The 13,727-nt window shown below is 50.6% G+C and carries 12 protein-coding genes; 6 read left to right on the top strand and 6 right to left on the bottom strand.

What is annotated here, in order from left to right:
* Position 1: 1 nt before the first annotated feature.
* The 5 genes from dprA to D4L85_RS28215 all read right to left on the bottom strand — a co-directional run bounded on the left by dprA (position 2) and on the right by D4L85_RS28215 (position 4,705).
* Positions 2-1,111: a DNA-processing protein DprA gene (dprA, locus tag D4L85_RS28235; protein ID WP_119757450.1), complete on the bottom strand. Its 1,110-nt coding sequence runs from the start codon at positions 1,109-1,111 to the stop codon at positions 2-4.
* Positions 1,112-1,203: 92 nt separating this feature from the next.
* Complete coding sequence (locus tag D4L85_RS28230; RefSeq protein WP_073131720.1) at positions 1,204-1,542, bottom strand: MerR family transcriptional regulator; 339 nt, start codon at positions 1,540-1,542, stop codon at positions 1,204-1,206.
* Between the two features lies 1 nt (position 1,543).
* The gene (locus D4L85_RS28225) at positions 1,544-2,638 is read right to left on the bottom strand and encodes a CapA family protein (protein WP_119757449.1); all 1,095 of its coding nucleotides are present in this window, start codon (positions 2,636-2,638) and stop codon (positions 1,544-1,546) included.
* A 127-nt stretch (positions 2,639-2,765) separates the two neighbouring features.
* Positions 2,766-3,731: a M23 family metallopeptidase gene (locus D4L85_RS28220; RefSeq protein ID WP_119757448.1), complete on the bottom strand. Its 966-nt coding sequence runs from the start codon at positions 3,729-3,731 to the stop codon at positions 2,766-2,768.
* Positions 3,731-4,705 carry a M23 family metallopeptidase gene (locus D4L85_RS28215; RefSeq protein WP_119757447.1) on the bottom strand — a complete coding sequence of 325 codons (975 nt, stop codon included), beginning with the start codon at positions 4,703-4,705 and terminating at the stop codon, positions 3,731-3,733. The genes D4L85_RS28220 and D4L85_RS28215 overlap by 1 nt, the downstream gene beginning before the upstream one ends.
* 170 nt (positions 4,706-4,875) lie before the next feature.
* Here D4L85_RS28215 and alaS point away from each other — a divergent pair, with 170 nt between their 5' ends.
* The 6 genes from alaS to D4L85_RS28185 all read left to right on the top strand — a co-directional run bounded on the left by alaS (position 4,876) and on the right by D4L85_RS28185 (position 11,909).
* Positions 4,876-7,623 carry an alanine--tRNA ligase gene (gene alaS / locus D4L85_RS28210; RefSeq protein WP_119757446.1) on the top strand — a complete coding sequence of 916 codons (2,748 nt, stop codon included), beginning with the start codon at positions 4,876-4,878 and terminating at the stop codon, positions 7,621-7,623.
* Between the two features lie 67 nt (positions 7,624-7,690).
* Positions 7,691-7,909 (top strand): hypothetical protein, encoded by a 219-nt coding sequence (locus D4L85_RS28205; RefSeq protein WP_160144056.1) that lies wholly within the window; start codon positions 7,691-7,693, stop codon positions 7,907-7,909.
* Positions 7,910-7,967: 58 nt separating this feature from the next.
* Positions 7,968-8,399 carry a hypothetical protein gene (locus D4L85_RS28200; RefSeq protein ID WP_160144055.1) on the top strand — a complete coding sequence of 144 codons (432 nt, stop codon included), beginning with the start codon at positions 7,968-7,970 and terminating at the stop codon, positions 8,397-8,399.
* 42 nt (positions 8,400-8,441) lie between these two features.
* Positions 8,442-9,899 carry an Asp-tRNA(Asn)/Glu-tRNA(Gln) amidotransferase subunit GatB gene (gene gatB / locus D4L85_RS28195; RefSeq protein ID WP_119757443.1) on the top strand — a complete coding sequence of 486 codons (1,458 nt, stop codon included), beginning with the start codon at positions 8,442-8,444 and terminating at the stop codon, positions 9,897-9,899.
* A complete protein-coding gene (locus D4L85_RS28190; RefSeq protein WP_119757442.1) occupies positions 9,896-11,137 on the top strand; it encodes a TlpA disulfide reductase family protein in 1,242 nt (413 codons plus the stop codon). The genes gatB and D4L85_RS28190 overlap by 4 nt, the downstream gene beginning before the upstream one ends.
* 7 nt (positions 11,138-11,144) lie before the next feature.
* On the top strand, positions 11,145-11,909 hold the full coding sequence (locus D4L85_RS28185; RefSeq protein WP_119757441.1) for an RsiV family protein: 765 nt from the start codon (positions 11,145-11,147) through the stop codon (positions 11,907-11,909).
* A 33-nt stretch (positions 11,910-11,942) separates the two neighbouring features.
* Here the strand turns inward: D4L85_RS28185 and D4L85_RS28180 are convergent, their stop codons facing one another.
* The gene (locus tag D4L85_RS28180; RefSeq protein WP_119757440.1) at positions 11,943-13,727 is read right to left on the bottom strand and encodes a M56 family metallopeptidase; all 1,785 of its coding nucleotides are present in this window, start codon (positions 13,725-13,727) and stop codon (positions 11,943-11,945) included.

Raw genomic sequence — 13,727 nt, 5'->3', positions numbered from 1 at the left:
TTTATCCCACCAGCAGCTTATACACCTTTCCGGGAAGCGCCGCGACAATATTCTTTAATTCCAATCCCAATAAAATAGATGCTAGTTTGCCGATCGGCAATGCCGTCCGCCAACTGATCTCGTCGATGGTGAGCTGGTGGTTGTTTTCAAGGAGCCGCTTTAATACCTCCTGCTCGTCGGCGTCGTATTCATCAAGATCGAATTGTATTCTCTTTTTCAGGGGCTTCACACCGGCGCTCCAGTTCATGTGATACTCCAGGTCTTTCACGTGGGTGAGCAGATTTGCCTTGTGGGATTTGATGAGGACGTTGCATCCCTCCGAATAACTTTGCCCGACATTCCCGGGAAAAGCAAACACATCTTTGTTGTAACTGTTGGCGATCTCGGCCGTGATCAGCGCGCCGCCTTTCTCGGCAGCTTCTACAACAATGAGCGCATCCGACAGCCCGGCGATGATGCGGTTGCGGGCTGGGAAATTATGTGCGTCAGGCCGGGCCCCAAAAGGATTTTCAGTGATGAGGCCACCTTGGGCTTCCATGCGTCGGGCGGTTTCCGTATGGAGCGAAGGGTAAATCACATCGATGCCGCTACCCATGACACCCACAGTTGGCAGATTATTTTTCAATGCCTGCCGGTGGGCGTGAATGTCGATGCCATAGGCTAGCCCGCTTACAATGAGGGGTGCGTGCGGCACCAATGCGGTCATCAGGTCATCGACACATTGTTTGCCATACGGGGTGGCCCGCCGCGTGCCAATGATGCCCACCGTTTTGGGTATTTCAAAGTCGATGTTGCCACGGGCATAGAGCAGGGAGGGAGCATCATTGATCTGCTTCAGGCGTGAGGGATAGTTCTTGTCGGTGAAGAAGATGAGTTGCACGTTTTCTTTTTCCGCGTGAAGCACTTCGGCCTCCGCCAGGGTAAAGGGACGGCCGTACAGAATGCTTTCGGCCGTGACCATGCCCACGCCGGGAATTTTCAAGAGCTTGCCGCGGGGTGTGCGAAAGACTTTTTCAGCCGAGCCACAATAGCTGATTAGCTGGCGGACAAGATGATTTCCGATGCCAGGAATAAAGTGAAGAGCGAGCAATGAAAGCCTGTTCTGATCCATGCGGGTAAAAAAATAAGGGAGGATCGAACAAAAGATGGGCGAAGGGTTTTCTTCGCGTGTCTACAACATCTTGGTTAAAAGGAGGAAAACGATCAATGTAACTTTTCGCGAAGCTCCACCAGGAAGCTGCGGACTTTTTTCAAGGAGTCCATAAACTCCATTTTGTCGCGCACGGCTTGTGTGTCGTTGCGCAGCATCTCTTTGGCACCTTGCAGGGTAAAGCCTTTCTCTTTTACGAGGTGGTAGATCGTCCGGACATGATCGATGTCCTCCTTGGTAAACTGACGATTTCCTTTGCGGTTTTTCTTCGGCTTAATGAGGTCAAACTCCGATTCCCAAAAACGAATGAGTGATGGAGCCACGCTAAACATTTCTGCAACTTCTCCAATGGAGTAGTAAAGTTTCTCGATTTCCTTTTCCTTATACGCCATGTTATTGAGCAAGGTAAGTAATTAAACCATTCTCGGCAATCTGAATTTTTGATTCCGGGAAATCTTTTTTTGTGAGCTCCTGTATCCTCTTAATTACCTGATTTTGAGGATCAACTTTCACGCCGCCGCCATAAGTTTGATAGGTGGGTGTGATTTTACCCTTGTAAAACTTGCCATGCGCATCGGTATAAAGCTTGATAATGGGGGCAAGACCATTCACCCCTGATACGCTAATGCCCCGGTAGGTGCAAAAGTTGCCCATGCTATAGGCAATGAACCGCTCATTATAGACCTCAACGGCACGCGTAACATGCGGTCCGTGTCCAAACACCACATCGGCGCCTGCGTCGATCAGGGTATGCGAGAACTTATAGACGTCACCGCGATCCTCGCCGTGGAAGAGCTCGTGGGTGCGGGGCACGTTTTGGTATTGAGCACCCTCAGCGCCCCCGTGAAACGACACAATCACGACGTCGCAGATCGAATCCAGGTGGGCTACCAATTGTTTTGCGCCTTCCAGGTCGTTCAGGTTCACACAGCCGCTATTGGGAGCGAAGGCGACAAGGCCATAGGTGAGGCTGTCTTTGGTGAACAACACATATTTCTGCACGACTTGGCCGGCATGTTTGATGTCTTCGGCATTCAGGGTCTTCATGGTGCTTTGACGGCCCGTTTCGCCAAAATCGCCGGCGTGGTTGTTGGCCAGGCTCATCATGTCGAACCCTGCGCTCTTCAAATTCTTTACAAAACGGACGGGTGTCCGGAAGACATAACACACTTTTGGATCGCGACAGGTCTTTGGAGTTCCGCCGGTGTCCAGCAGCGTGCCTTCCAGGTTGCCGAAGGTGACATCGGCATCGTTCAGGTAAGGCTCAACGTCTTTCATCAGGAAGGCGCCGTCGTCCGGGGGAAGCATGCTTTCCGGGTAGTTCGTTCCCATCATGATGTCGCCCACGCCAACCAGCGTCACGGTGTCTTTCACCACATGGGGTGCCGGTGGTTTGGCCGCGGTGCTATCCACCATCGTGCTATCCACCACCTGGGCGGTTAGTGCAGTAGAGATCGAAACGAAAATGAACAGGAATAAAAGGCGCATGCGAAACAGATTTGTAGAACGGAACACAAAGAAAGGGAGATTTCATAAAGCTACAAGCAAAAAACGAAGGGATGCTTCCTGCTTCGTTCAAGGTGCTCATGGACTGGACATTATTTTATCCAGGAAATCAATCCAGCACTTTGGCGTCGGTGCTGCCGGCTTCGATGAGTCGTTCGTACTCTTTGTTATTCAGGTCGCGCTGGAAGAAATTGATGGGGTTCACGTGCTGGCCTTTGAATAGCACTTCATAATGTAAGTGATCCGAAACCGACGTTCCGGTGTTGCCCACGTAGCCGATCACATGGCCGCGCTTCACGATGTCGCCTTCTTTCACCGCGAAACGGGAAAGGTGGGCATAACGGGTTTCATAGTCATGACCGTGGTCGAGGTAGATCACATTGCCATAGGAACTAGAGTAGTGGGACATGATCACCTTGCCATCGCCCGTAGCGTATACAGGCGTGCCGTTGGCGGCGGCAAAGTCAAGGCCCTTGTGTTCCATGAAGCGGTGGTAGATGGGATGAAAACGCGCGCCATAGCTCATGTGCAGCCGCTCCAATTGTTTGTTGTTAATGGGTTGTATCGCCGGACGCGACGCCCACATTTGTATGCGTTCGGTGAAAATGGAATTGAGTTCTTTATAGGACTGCACTTCCACGTCGACTTTGCTCTTCAATTTCTCCAGGATGGCGTAGTCGGAAATCACGGTGGGAAAATCCTTCAACCCTTCGGTGCTGAATTTTTCGCTACCCCCAACACCGCCTTCGCGGATCTCGGGTGCCAGCGGGCTGGAGTCGAGGATGACGCGATAGTTTTTGTCGTCGCGCTCTACAAGAGTATTCAATTCGGCGAAGGCCGCCTGAATGCGATCTTCCAGGATCTGCCACTCTACTTTCAACGTGATGTTTTTCTTTTTCAGCAACTGTTCTTCCAGCGAATCGAAGTTGCGCGAATAACCAAAATAAAAGAGTCCGCCCAGAAGGAGCGACAATCCGATGAAGATAGCAGCCTGATCTTGCAGCGCTTTTCCTCTCAAATACCACGGTTCGTATTTACAGGTTTTCGGATTGTATCGGTATTTAACTTTTCCCATTAGTCCAGCGACTGGTTTTGTTTGGAACTTAGTTTCAGCAACTTCATGTGTTGCTCGCTCGACAATCCTTCCATCAGGTAACGCGCAGGATCCACCGGTTCGCCATCACGGATCACTTCATAGTGCAGGTGTGGCGCCGTAGAACCTCCGCTACTCCCCACGGTGCCGATCACTGTGCCCTTTGAAACGTTTTGCCCGCGTTGCACCTTGATCTCTTCCAGGTGCGCATAGCGCGTTACGAAACCATGGCCGTGGTCTACGTCGATGTAGTTGCCATAGCCGGCTTGCAGGGTAGTTTTGCTGATCGTGACGACTCTGCCATTCGCCGTGGCGGACACTGCTGTGCCGCGCGCTGCTGCAAAGTCAACACCGGGATGTTTATAGTTGCCTTTGTGAAAAGGATTGATGCGTTCGCCAAAGCCCGACACTAACAAATCCAGTTGCGTATTCGCCACGGGTTGTGTGGAGGGTATGGAACCCATGATGTCGAACTGGTCTTTGGTGATGTGGGTAGTGTTGCCAAAGAAGGCGTTGCTGTTGGCAGAAGTTTTTCGCAGGGCTTCCGATTTGGACTTCAGGATTTCCATCATGTCCTTGAAACCGGCAGCGTCGGCGAGTAGGATTTTTTCTTTCGAGAGGGTGGAGGCGGAGGTTTCCGATTGTGGCAGGTCGCTGTTGAATACCTTGGTGTATAGCGCCTTATCGTCTTCTTTTAAGCTGACCAGGGTGGCTTCCACAGTGGCCAGTTGTTCTTCGAGCACCGGTTTATGCTTTTCCAGCACCTGGTTTTCCGCTCGCAGCAGCCTTTCGGTTTCGGATTCGATGAAGGAGTCGTGGGCGAAGATCATGGCCCCGCAAAAGAGGAGCCCCATTGTAACCAATCCGGCGACATACCACAAAATGTCTTTCACATCCCAGCGGGCACGTTCGTATTGGCAGGTTTTTGGATTGTAGTGATACTTGAAGTTCGACATCAGGTCCGGGAAAACATTAAGCGTTTAAAGGTGATCCAAGCCATAAAAAAATCCTCGATACCTGCTTATTCTCCGTCATATGCGCTTAATTTTGTGGCTTGCCGTATTTTTTTGCGGGCTAAGATAGTAAAAATCGTAACGTTCAAAATTTTTAAACCACACAACAGGTAATGGACTCGGGTTCGATCAGACGTAAGTTTTTAGATTTTTTTGCCTCCAAAGGCCATACGATCGTGCCTTCAGCGCCTTTGGTGCTGAAAAACGACCCCACCTTGCTCTTCACCAACTCCGGTATGGTGCAATTCAAGGACTTTTTTCTGGGAAACGCCATTTCGAAGAGCCCGCGCATTGCCGACACTCAGAAGTGCCTGAGAGTGAGTGGAAAACACAACGACCTGGAAGAAGTGGGGATCGACACCTACCACCATACCATGTTCGAAATGCTGGGAAACTGGTCTTTTGGCGACTATTTTAAGAAGGAAGCCATCGAATGGGCCTGGGAACTGCTGACGGTGGAATATAAACTGCCCAAAGACAGGCTCTACGTGAGCGTGTTCGGTGGCGATAAAGACGATAACCTGGCCTTCGATCAGGAGGCATTCGACCTCTGGAAGTCTTTCGTGAGCGAAGACCGGATCATTCAAGGCAGCAAAAAGGACAATTTCTGGGAGATGGCCGACCTCGGGCCGTGCGGACCCTGCTCGGAGATCCACGTCGATCTGCGATCGGATGCCGAAAGAAAGGCCGTGCCCGGCCGGGAACTGGTCAACAATGATCATCCCCAGGTGATTGAAATATGGAACCTCGTGTTCATGGAATTCGAACGCTACTGGAATCCCCAAAAGGGAGGCAGTGGCGAAATGCTGAAGTTCGACCTGGAATATAAAGGAGCCGACAAGAAAGCAGCCCGCGAAAAGCTACGCTCCAATCTAACCCTGCTCAAACCCCTTCCCAACAAGAACGTGGACACCGGCATGGGCTTCGAACGGTTGTGTCGTGCCATCAATCTGGTGAGTTCGAATTACGACACGGATGTTTTTACGCCGCTCATCCGTTTCATTTCCGAGCAATCGAATATTGCTTATCAGGACACTACCTATCTGACCAACCCGCGATTGCGCAGCAGCGAGAAAACGGACATCGCGATGCGGGTCATAGCCGATCACATTCGCGCCGTGTCTTTTGCTATCGCCGATGGACAGCTTCCCTCTAACACGGGCGCAGGCTACGTGATCCGCCGCATCCTGAGAAGAGCGGTGCGCTATGGATATTCGTTTTTGAATTTTAAGGAACCGTTCCTCTATTCGCTACTCCCTGTTTTGTCGAACCAACTGAAAGATGTCTTCACGGAATTGGAAGCGCAAAGAGACTATGTCAGCAAAGTGATCTTTGAAGAAGAGAACGCTTTCCTGAGAACACTCGATAAGGGATTGAAACGCATTGAAAGCCTGGAGGGTGAGCTCGCGAACAAGACCCTGACCGGTGAACAGGCCTTTGAATTGTATGACACGTTTGGATTTCCGCTCGACCTCACATCATTGATCGCGCGTGAGCGAGGTTTTTCCGTCGACGAAGATGGGTTCAAGGTGGAGATGGCGAAACAAAAGAACCGCTCCAAGGCCGACGCTGCAAAAGAAACCGGCGACTGGGTACTGGTGGGCGACGATCAGAAACCCGAGTTCATCGGCTACGACCACCTGGAATCGGAAGTGACCGTGGTGAAGTATCGCAAGATGAAACAGAAGAACAAAGAACTTTTCCAACTGGTCTTCGACCGCACCCCTTTCTATGCAGAAAGTGGCGGACAGGAAGGTGACACCGGATATATCGAAAGCGCGAACGAGAAAATTTTTATTACCGATACAAAAAAAGAAAACGAACTCATCGTTCATTTTGCCGACAAGCTGCCGGTGAATATGGAAGCTACTTTTCACGCCGTGGTAGACCGTCACAAGCGACAGTTGAGCATGGACAACCACTCGGCTACACACTTGCTGCACGCGGCGCTGCGCCAGGTGTTGGGCAAGCACGTGGAGCAAAAGGGCTCGTTGGTAAACGATAAGATCCTTCGTTTTGACTTCTCTCATTTTGCCGCCATGACCCCCGAAGAGATCCGCAAGGTGGAGGACATCGTGAACCGGAAGGTGCGGGAGGACATCGTGCTGGATGAAAGAAGAAACGTGCCTATCGAGCAAGCCAAAGGCCTGGGCGCCATGGCCCTGTTTGGGGAAAAATATGGTGACTTTGTCAGGGTCATTACCTTTGATCCGAAGTTTTCGGTAGAGCTTTGTGGCGGTACGCACGTGTCGTCTACGGGGCAGATCGGGTTGTTCAAGATCGTGTCCGAAAGCTCGGTGGCCGCCGGTGTCCGACGGATCGAAGCGATCACGGCCGAGGAAGCCGAGCGTTTTGTGCGGGAATCGGTGGACATGCTCGACCAGGTGAAAAGTCTTTTGAAAAATCCGAAGGACCTCATCGCCACGACAAAGAATCTCCTGGACGAAAAGCACGCGCTGGAGAAAAAGCTGGAGATGTATCAGCAGGAACAAGCCAACCAGTTGAAAGATAAATTGGCCTTGAAAGCGGTGAAACAAAATGGCTATCACCTCATTCTCGAAAAAGTTTCTGTGCCCACGGCCGATGTGTTGAAAAACATCGCTTACGGCTTACGCAACCAATTCGACGATCTCTTGTTGGTGTTGGCGGCCGATGTGGATGGCAAACCGCAGGTGGCAGTGATGATCGGCGAAAAGCTGGCGCAGACCAACACCTACCATGCCGGCAACCTGGTGAAGGAATTGGCCAAGGAAATCGACGGCGGTGGGGGAGGTCAACCCTTTTTCGCGACAGCCGGTGGAAAGAACTTAAGCGGTTTGGATGCCGTTACTGAAAAAGCACGTAAATTGATAATGAAATAAACCCGTCTTTTTGACAATGATTTGATCCTCGTGATGCATAGCATATTAAACCTAAATGATAATGGTTATGGAAAATCAAATGAGGATAGAGGAATTGTTAACGGAGTTGTTGAAAAAGTTTGAGCTACCCACCAATGAAAGGGATTTGCTCACCACGCGGCTCGGTTACTTCGGTACCCGGATCGATGGACTGGCAAAAAAGGTGGATGGTGTCATCATAAAGCTGGATATATTGGCGACCCGGATGGATGAACTCAGCAGCCGGGTCGAAGAATTAAGAGAGTAGAAGCAAGATTTTGATCCTCATAAAATAACAAGTTGTAAATTTTAAAACTATGTATGTTATGGAGAATCAATCGAGGATTGAAGAGCTGCTGGCCGAGTCGCTCAGGAAGTCGGATCGTCTGTCGGATCAGATCGGGGGCTTGAGATCAGATGTTAATGACCTTAAATCGGATGTCAATGACCTTAAATCGGACTTTAATGATCTTAAATCGGACGTCAATGATCTTAAATCAGATGTTCATGATCTTAAATTAGATGTTCATGATCTTAAATTAGATGTTCATGATCTTAAATCGGACGTGAATGATCTTAAATCAGATGTCAATGATCTTAAATCGGACGTGAATGATCTTAAATCAGACGTAAAGGATATGAAGGGTGAAATGATAAAGTTGAACCTTATAGCAGCCGAAAATTCACGATCAATTCTGAAACTGGCAGATCATGTCGAGAGGATCGACCGATTAGAAAAGGCTGTATTTAAAAAATGAAATGCCAGGTCACTGGACCTGCATACGTTTATAAGAGAAGACATGGATAAATCAATCAGAGATAAGTATATCGCAGTGATCGGCCTCGAGGTGCATGCGCAGTTGCTGACCAAAAGTAAAATCTACAACAGCGACTCGACAGAATACGGAAGCTTGCCCAACACGAATGTAGGCGTCGTCACCTTGGCGCACCCCGGCACCTTGCCGAGGCTGAACAAGACCGTGGTGGAGTATGCCATCAAAATGGGGTTGGCCTGCCACTCCACGATCACGCGATTCAACATCTTCGACCGGAAAAATTATTTCTATCCCGATCTTCCCAAAGGCTATCAGATCACACAGGATCGCACGCCGATTTGCGTGGGCGGTTATGTGACGATCAATACAAAAGAAGGTGAACGCAATATCGAGCTCCACCGCATTCACATCGAAGAAGATGCAGGCAAGTCCATGCACTTGGCGCAAGAGACCGATACGCTGGTGGATTTTAACCGCGCCGGCGTTCCCCTCATTGAGATCGTGACTCAACCCGACATTAAGACCTCCGATGAAGCTTACGCTTACCTTACGGAAGTCCGCAAGCTGGTGCGTTACCTCGACATCTGCGACGGCAACATGGAAGAAGGCTCGCTGCGTTGTGATGCCAACATTTCCGTCATGCTGGTAGGGGCAAAGGAATTTGGAAAGAAGGTGGAGGTAAAGAACATGAACTCCATCCGCAACGTGCAGCACGCCATCGATCACGAGATCGAACGCCAGATCATCGAAACCGAAAAAGGCAATGTCATCTTTTCGGAGACCCGCACGTTCGATGCCGGCACCGGCCTCACCTACAGCATGCGTACGAAAGAGGAGTTGAACGACTATCGCTATTTTCCCGATCCCGACCTCAGCCCGCTCAAAGTCTCGGAAGAATGGCTGGCCAAGATCGAGGCCTCTATGCCGGAACTTCCCCGCGATCTGTACAACAAATACACAAAAGAATTCCACCTCTCCGAATACGACGCCCAGGTGTTGACCGACTCAAAAGACGTGGCGCTCTATTTTGAGGAAGTGTGCAAGCTCACCAAGAACTATAAGGCGGCATCCAACTGGGTGATGGGCCCCGTGAAATCCTGTCTGAACGAGCTTACCCTTTCTGCGGACGAATTCCCCATTCCGCCGCAGGTGCTGGTGGAACTGATGAACCTGGTAGACGACAATAAAATCAGCTTCTCTACAGCATCACAACGGGTTTTTCCCGAGCTGTTGAAGAATCCGAACAAGTCGGCGCTGGACGTGGCACAACAATTGAATGTCATCCAGGATAGCAACCAGGATGCTATACTCCCCATCGTCGACGAAGTGATCAAAGAATTTCCCCTGAAGGTGGAAGAATATAAGAACGGCAAGAAAGGCATCGTCAGCATGTTCATGGGCGAAGTCATGAAGCGCAGCAAGGGAAAGGCCGACCCGAAAGTGGCCAATGCATTGATAACTAAAAAACTGGAAGAGGTATGACAACGACCCCCAACGCGATGGACCCCATCGCCGAAAATAAAAATCACCCTGCAAAAGAGGGTGCATCGAACCTCCCGCGTTTGAAGCGGTCGGCATTCTTTTTTCTGCTCTTTGCGATTTCACTTTCCTGCTCGTTTTCTTCGAAGCAGAACGCTGAAGCAAATGCGGTCGGCGGCGACACGTGGACAGTGACGGTGACCGGTAAGGTCGGCTTCCCGCAGACCGGCCAGATCGTGATCCAGGAAATGAAGAACGGCGGTGGCTGGCAGGATACCATCCAGTTGAAAAGCAACTATACGTTCTCTAAAAAAGTACCGTTGTCGCAACCGGGCTATTATAAGATCAACTTCTATGGCCAGCAATCCATCGACCTGATCCTGTATAAGAGCAATGTCGAAGTGAATGTGGATGGCAACGATCCAAACGGGTTTGCCGAAGTGAAAGGCTCGCCCGAGATCGAGGTGATCCGTAAGACACAAGGCATCCTGCGCAGTGGCGAATCGTCGCCTGAGATTGCCAAACTGAATGGCGACTTCCAGGTGGCCGTGCAAGCGCACGACGAAAAGAAAATGGCAGCGCTCCAGGACACCTATATGCAGCTTATAAAAAAGAGCCGCGACCAGGTGGCCGAACTGCTGCGCAACGAACCACCTTCATTGGGCGTGATCAATTTGCTGCAAGGCGGAACGGTGCTCGATAAAGATCAATACTTTGATGTCTATCTCGCCGTGGCCGACAAGCTTAAAAAAGAGTGGCCCAACTACGACCACGCCAAGGCGTTCGTTACCCTGGTGAATACCATGAAGACCATTGCCATCGGTCAACCCGCGCCTGAAATAGCGCTTCCGGATACTACCGGCCAAGTGGTGAAGCTCTCGTCGATGAAAGGCAAATATGTGCTGGTAGATTTCTGGGCAAAATGGTGTGGCCCTTGCCGCCAGGAAAACCCCAACGTGGTGCGGGTCTATAACAAGTTTAAAGATAAAGGCTTCACCGTATTTGGCGTGTCACTGGACCGTCGCAAGGAAGATTGGATGCGGGCCATTGGCGAAGACAACCTGACCTGGACGCACGTGTCGGATTTGAAATACTGGCAGTCCGAAGCAGCCAAAACGTACAACATCACCGGTATTCCTTTCTCGGTGTTGCTGGATCCCAAGGGCGTGATCATTGCCAAGAACTTGCGCGGACCCGCATTGGAGAGAAAACTGAACGAAATATTTAACACTCCGAAGTAGGATTGGGATGAGGCATCTTTTTCCCGCCATCGCGCTTGCCCTTGTTGTGGTGGCGTGCGCAAAAAAGGAAGAGAAAACAGCGGGTGACATCACGTTCCAAAACAAGACTTTTCGCGTAGAGTCGCCGGGAGGGTGCAAGACCGACTCGTTGCAATGTGCTTTTTACGAAGTGACCTACCCCATCTTTACGGGCCTCGACACCGCCGTAGCGATCCAACTCAAGAGAGACATCGACCGCACGGTGAGCATGGGCAACCCCGAGGCTGAGGGAAAGGCCATGGAGCAGATCGGCGCGGAGTTTGTCCAGGACTATGAAGACTTCCGGAAGGAATCGCCCGACGTGCCCGGGGGATGGTACTACAAGGGCCATGTAACTGTAGAAACATTGATCGATACCTTGGTGAGCCTATCGGTTCATGAAGAATACTATGCAGGTGCCGCACACGGCAGTTATGGCGTTTACTACATCAATGTGAATCCCCGGACGGGTGCAGAATTCACGCTCGACCATCTCCTTCGCCACGGCTACCAGGAAGCGTTGGTTAAAGCAGGCGAGAAAGCGTTCCGCCACGTGCGCAACCTGGCCGACACAGCCTCGCTAAACGCCAACTATTTTGAATTCGCGGACGACAAGTTTCAATTGAATCAGAACTACGGTTTTAAAAAGGAAGGGATCGCATTCTACTACAATAACTACGAGATCGCAGCCTTTGCCACGGGCCCTACAGAAATATTGATTCCTTATGAAGAAATAAGGGACTGGCTGAAGTAAACAGCCAGTCCTTTTTTTATACCATCACGATCATCAAAACGAAACAAATTCCGTCTTAAACCCCACAAATGACACGGCGAGTTGCCCGGAACGGCCTACCTCGAGACTAAAATTTCCCTGGCTATCACTTGAGGTCCCTGTTGTTGTGCCCATGATAACAATATTGGTGCCCGGCAGCGGATTTCCGGAAGCATCGGTCACCGTTCCCTTAACAATGTTTTTGCCTTGTTCCTGGATAAGGTTGGTCGACACCTTGAGCGGCTGGTCAATGGATTTAATTTGTGAAGTCTCTTTTGGTTTATCCGGCCCCAACCGGAAGGCAACCGGCAGTACAAATTGTTGACGCACGGTTTTGCCATTTTGTTTGCCGGGGACCCAGGCCGGAAGCATCTGTGCCACCTCCAGCGCTGCTTTGTCAACTACAGGATCGACGCCCTTTTTTACTTCGAAGTCCGACAGCGAGCCATCCTTGTTCACGATGAACGTGACGAACACCGTTCCTTCGATTCCCTTCATCCGTGCCTCGGCAGGGTATTGCAGGTTGGCCGCGATCAATTTGGCTACCGATTCGAAGCCGCCCACGGGACTCGCTGACTCTTCAACTATCGTGTACACGTCGCCGTTTTTGGAATTTTCGCCAATCTGTTGCAGCTCATTTTTGAACTCGACGATCACGAAGGTACGCACGGGTTCGGAAGGCTTGGCGGTTGGAGTGATCACGTTCATGGAAGCAATCACCTTGTCGCCAGCTTGCTTCAGCTCGTTCATCACAGGCTTCATGCTCTCGAGTTTGGCTTGTCCAGCTTCGTCTACCTCGACGACAATGAATTTGGTGTTCGGTTTTTCCTTTTGCATTTTCTCAAATGTCCGTTGTACCTCTTCGGGGATATCGAGGGCCACGGTAGACGACTTGGCAATGTCGGTGGCTTCGCTGACAACCTGGTCCTGACAAGCCACGGTGAAGAAGAAGCCGGCCATGATCAGTGCAACGGCCGCTATTTTCCACACCCGCATTTTCTTTTTGATGGATTTCATCATGATAATTCGCTTTAAGGTGAGTGATTGATTAAAATGATTGGCGAGTTTGAAGTCGGCCGACATCAAGGCAACCTTCGCCAGGAGATTGCAATATTGGTTCACATCATGATCTTCCACAGCCTCGGCATCGGCTTGGTATTCATGAAGATTGATAAACATCTTTTTGTAGAGCAGGAGGAGGGGGTTGAACCAGAAAGCGATCCGTAACACCTCGAGCAACAACACGTCCACCGAATGAAAATGGTCGGCATGCACGCTTTCGTGGCGGATGATCAACGCCTTGTCTTCCGCCGTCAGATCACCGGCATGGCCGATGAAGATGTGGTGGAAAAATGAAAAGGAGGGAAACGCTTCCTGCATTTCGACGACCCGGTATTTACCGGATTCAGAATAGACATGGGCACGCCGGATATACCGGACCAACTGCCAACCCTGCACGATCAGTCGCAGGGCAAAGAAAATAATACCCGCGGCATAGATCCAGAAAACGATGGGCCAGAAATTTAGCGGCGCGGCTTCAGCGCTCGCACGTGGGAGCCCGTCGGTGACCACGATTTCCGGGAGCCAATACGTGGGGATCAACTGGCTGATCGAGGGAATGGCACCCTGCTCGCCGCTGATTTTCAACAAAGGAAACAACACTGACACGATCAAACTTACCAGCAAGTACTTTCGCTTAAAGGAGAAATCCGTTTCCCGGTTCAACAATAAGACATAGAGAACCAGGAAGAGCAGCAACCCGAAGTTGGCCTCCAGCAGGTAATTGATATAGCCGTTCAT

The organism is Chryseolinea soli (genome assembly GCF_003589925.1).
Lineage (GTDB): Bacteria > Bacteroidota > Bacteroidia > Cytophagales > Cyclobacteriaceae > Chryseolinea > Chryseolinea soli.
Note: the sequence above shows the minus strand (reverse complement) of the source record. Positions and strands in the feature narration are given on the sequence as shown.

What these genes read in the sequence shown, in the direction of transcription:
- dprA (WP_119757450.1), bottom strand. Translation starts at nt 1,111, where the DNA reads ATGGATCAGAACAGGCTTTCATTGCTCGCTCTTCACTTTATTCCTGGC.
- D4L85_RS28230 (WP_073131720.1), bottom strand. Translation starts at nt 1,542, where the DNA reads ATGGCGTATAAGGAAAAGGAAATCGAGAAACTTTACTACTCCATTGGA.
- D4L85_RS28225 (WP_119757449.1), bottom strand. Translation starts at nt 2,638, where the DNA reads ATGCGCCTTTTATTCCTGTTCATTTTCGTTTCGATCTCTACTGCACTA.
- D4L85_RS28220 (WP_119757448.1), bottom strand. Translation starts at nt 3,731, where the DNA reads ATGGGAAAAGTTAAATACCGATACAATCCGAAAACCTGTAAATACGAA.
- D4L85_RS28215 (WP_119757447.1), bottom strand. Translation starts at nt 4,705, where the DNA reads ATGTCGAACTTCAAGTATCACTACAATCCAAAAACCTGCCAATACGAA.
- alaS (WP_119757446.1), top strand. Translation starts at nt 4,876, where the DNA reads ATGGACTCGGGTTCGATCAGACGTAAGTTTTTAGATTTTTTTGCCTCC.
- D4L85_RS28205 (WP_160144056.1), top strand. Translation starts at nt 7,691, where the DNA reads ATGGAAAATCAAATGAGGATAGAGGAATTGTTAACGGAGTTGTTGAAA.
- D4L85_RS28200 (WP_160144055.1), top strand. Translation starts at nt 7,968, where the DNA reads ATGGAGAATCAATCGAGGATTGAAGAGCTGCTGGCCGAGTCGCTCAGG.
- gatB (WP_119757443.1), top strand. Translation starts at nt 8,442, where the DNA reads ATGGATAAATCAATCAGAGATAAGTATATCGCAGTGATCGGCCTCGAG.
- D4L85_RS28190 (WP_119757442.1), top strand. Translation starts at nt 9,896, where the DNA reads ATGACAACGACCCCCAACGCGATGGACCCCATCGCCGAAAATAAAAAT.
- D4L85_RS28185 (WP_119757441.1), top strand. Translation starts at nt 11,145, where the DNA reads ATGAGGCATCTTTTTCCCGCCATCGCGCTTGCCCTTGTTGTGGTGGCG.
- D4L85_RS28180 (WP_119757440.1), bottom strand. Translation starts at nt 13,727, where the DNA reads ATGAACGGCTATATCAATTACCTGCTGGAGGCCAACTTCGGGTTGCTG.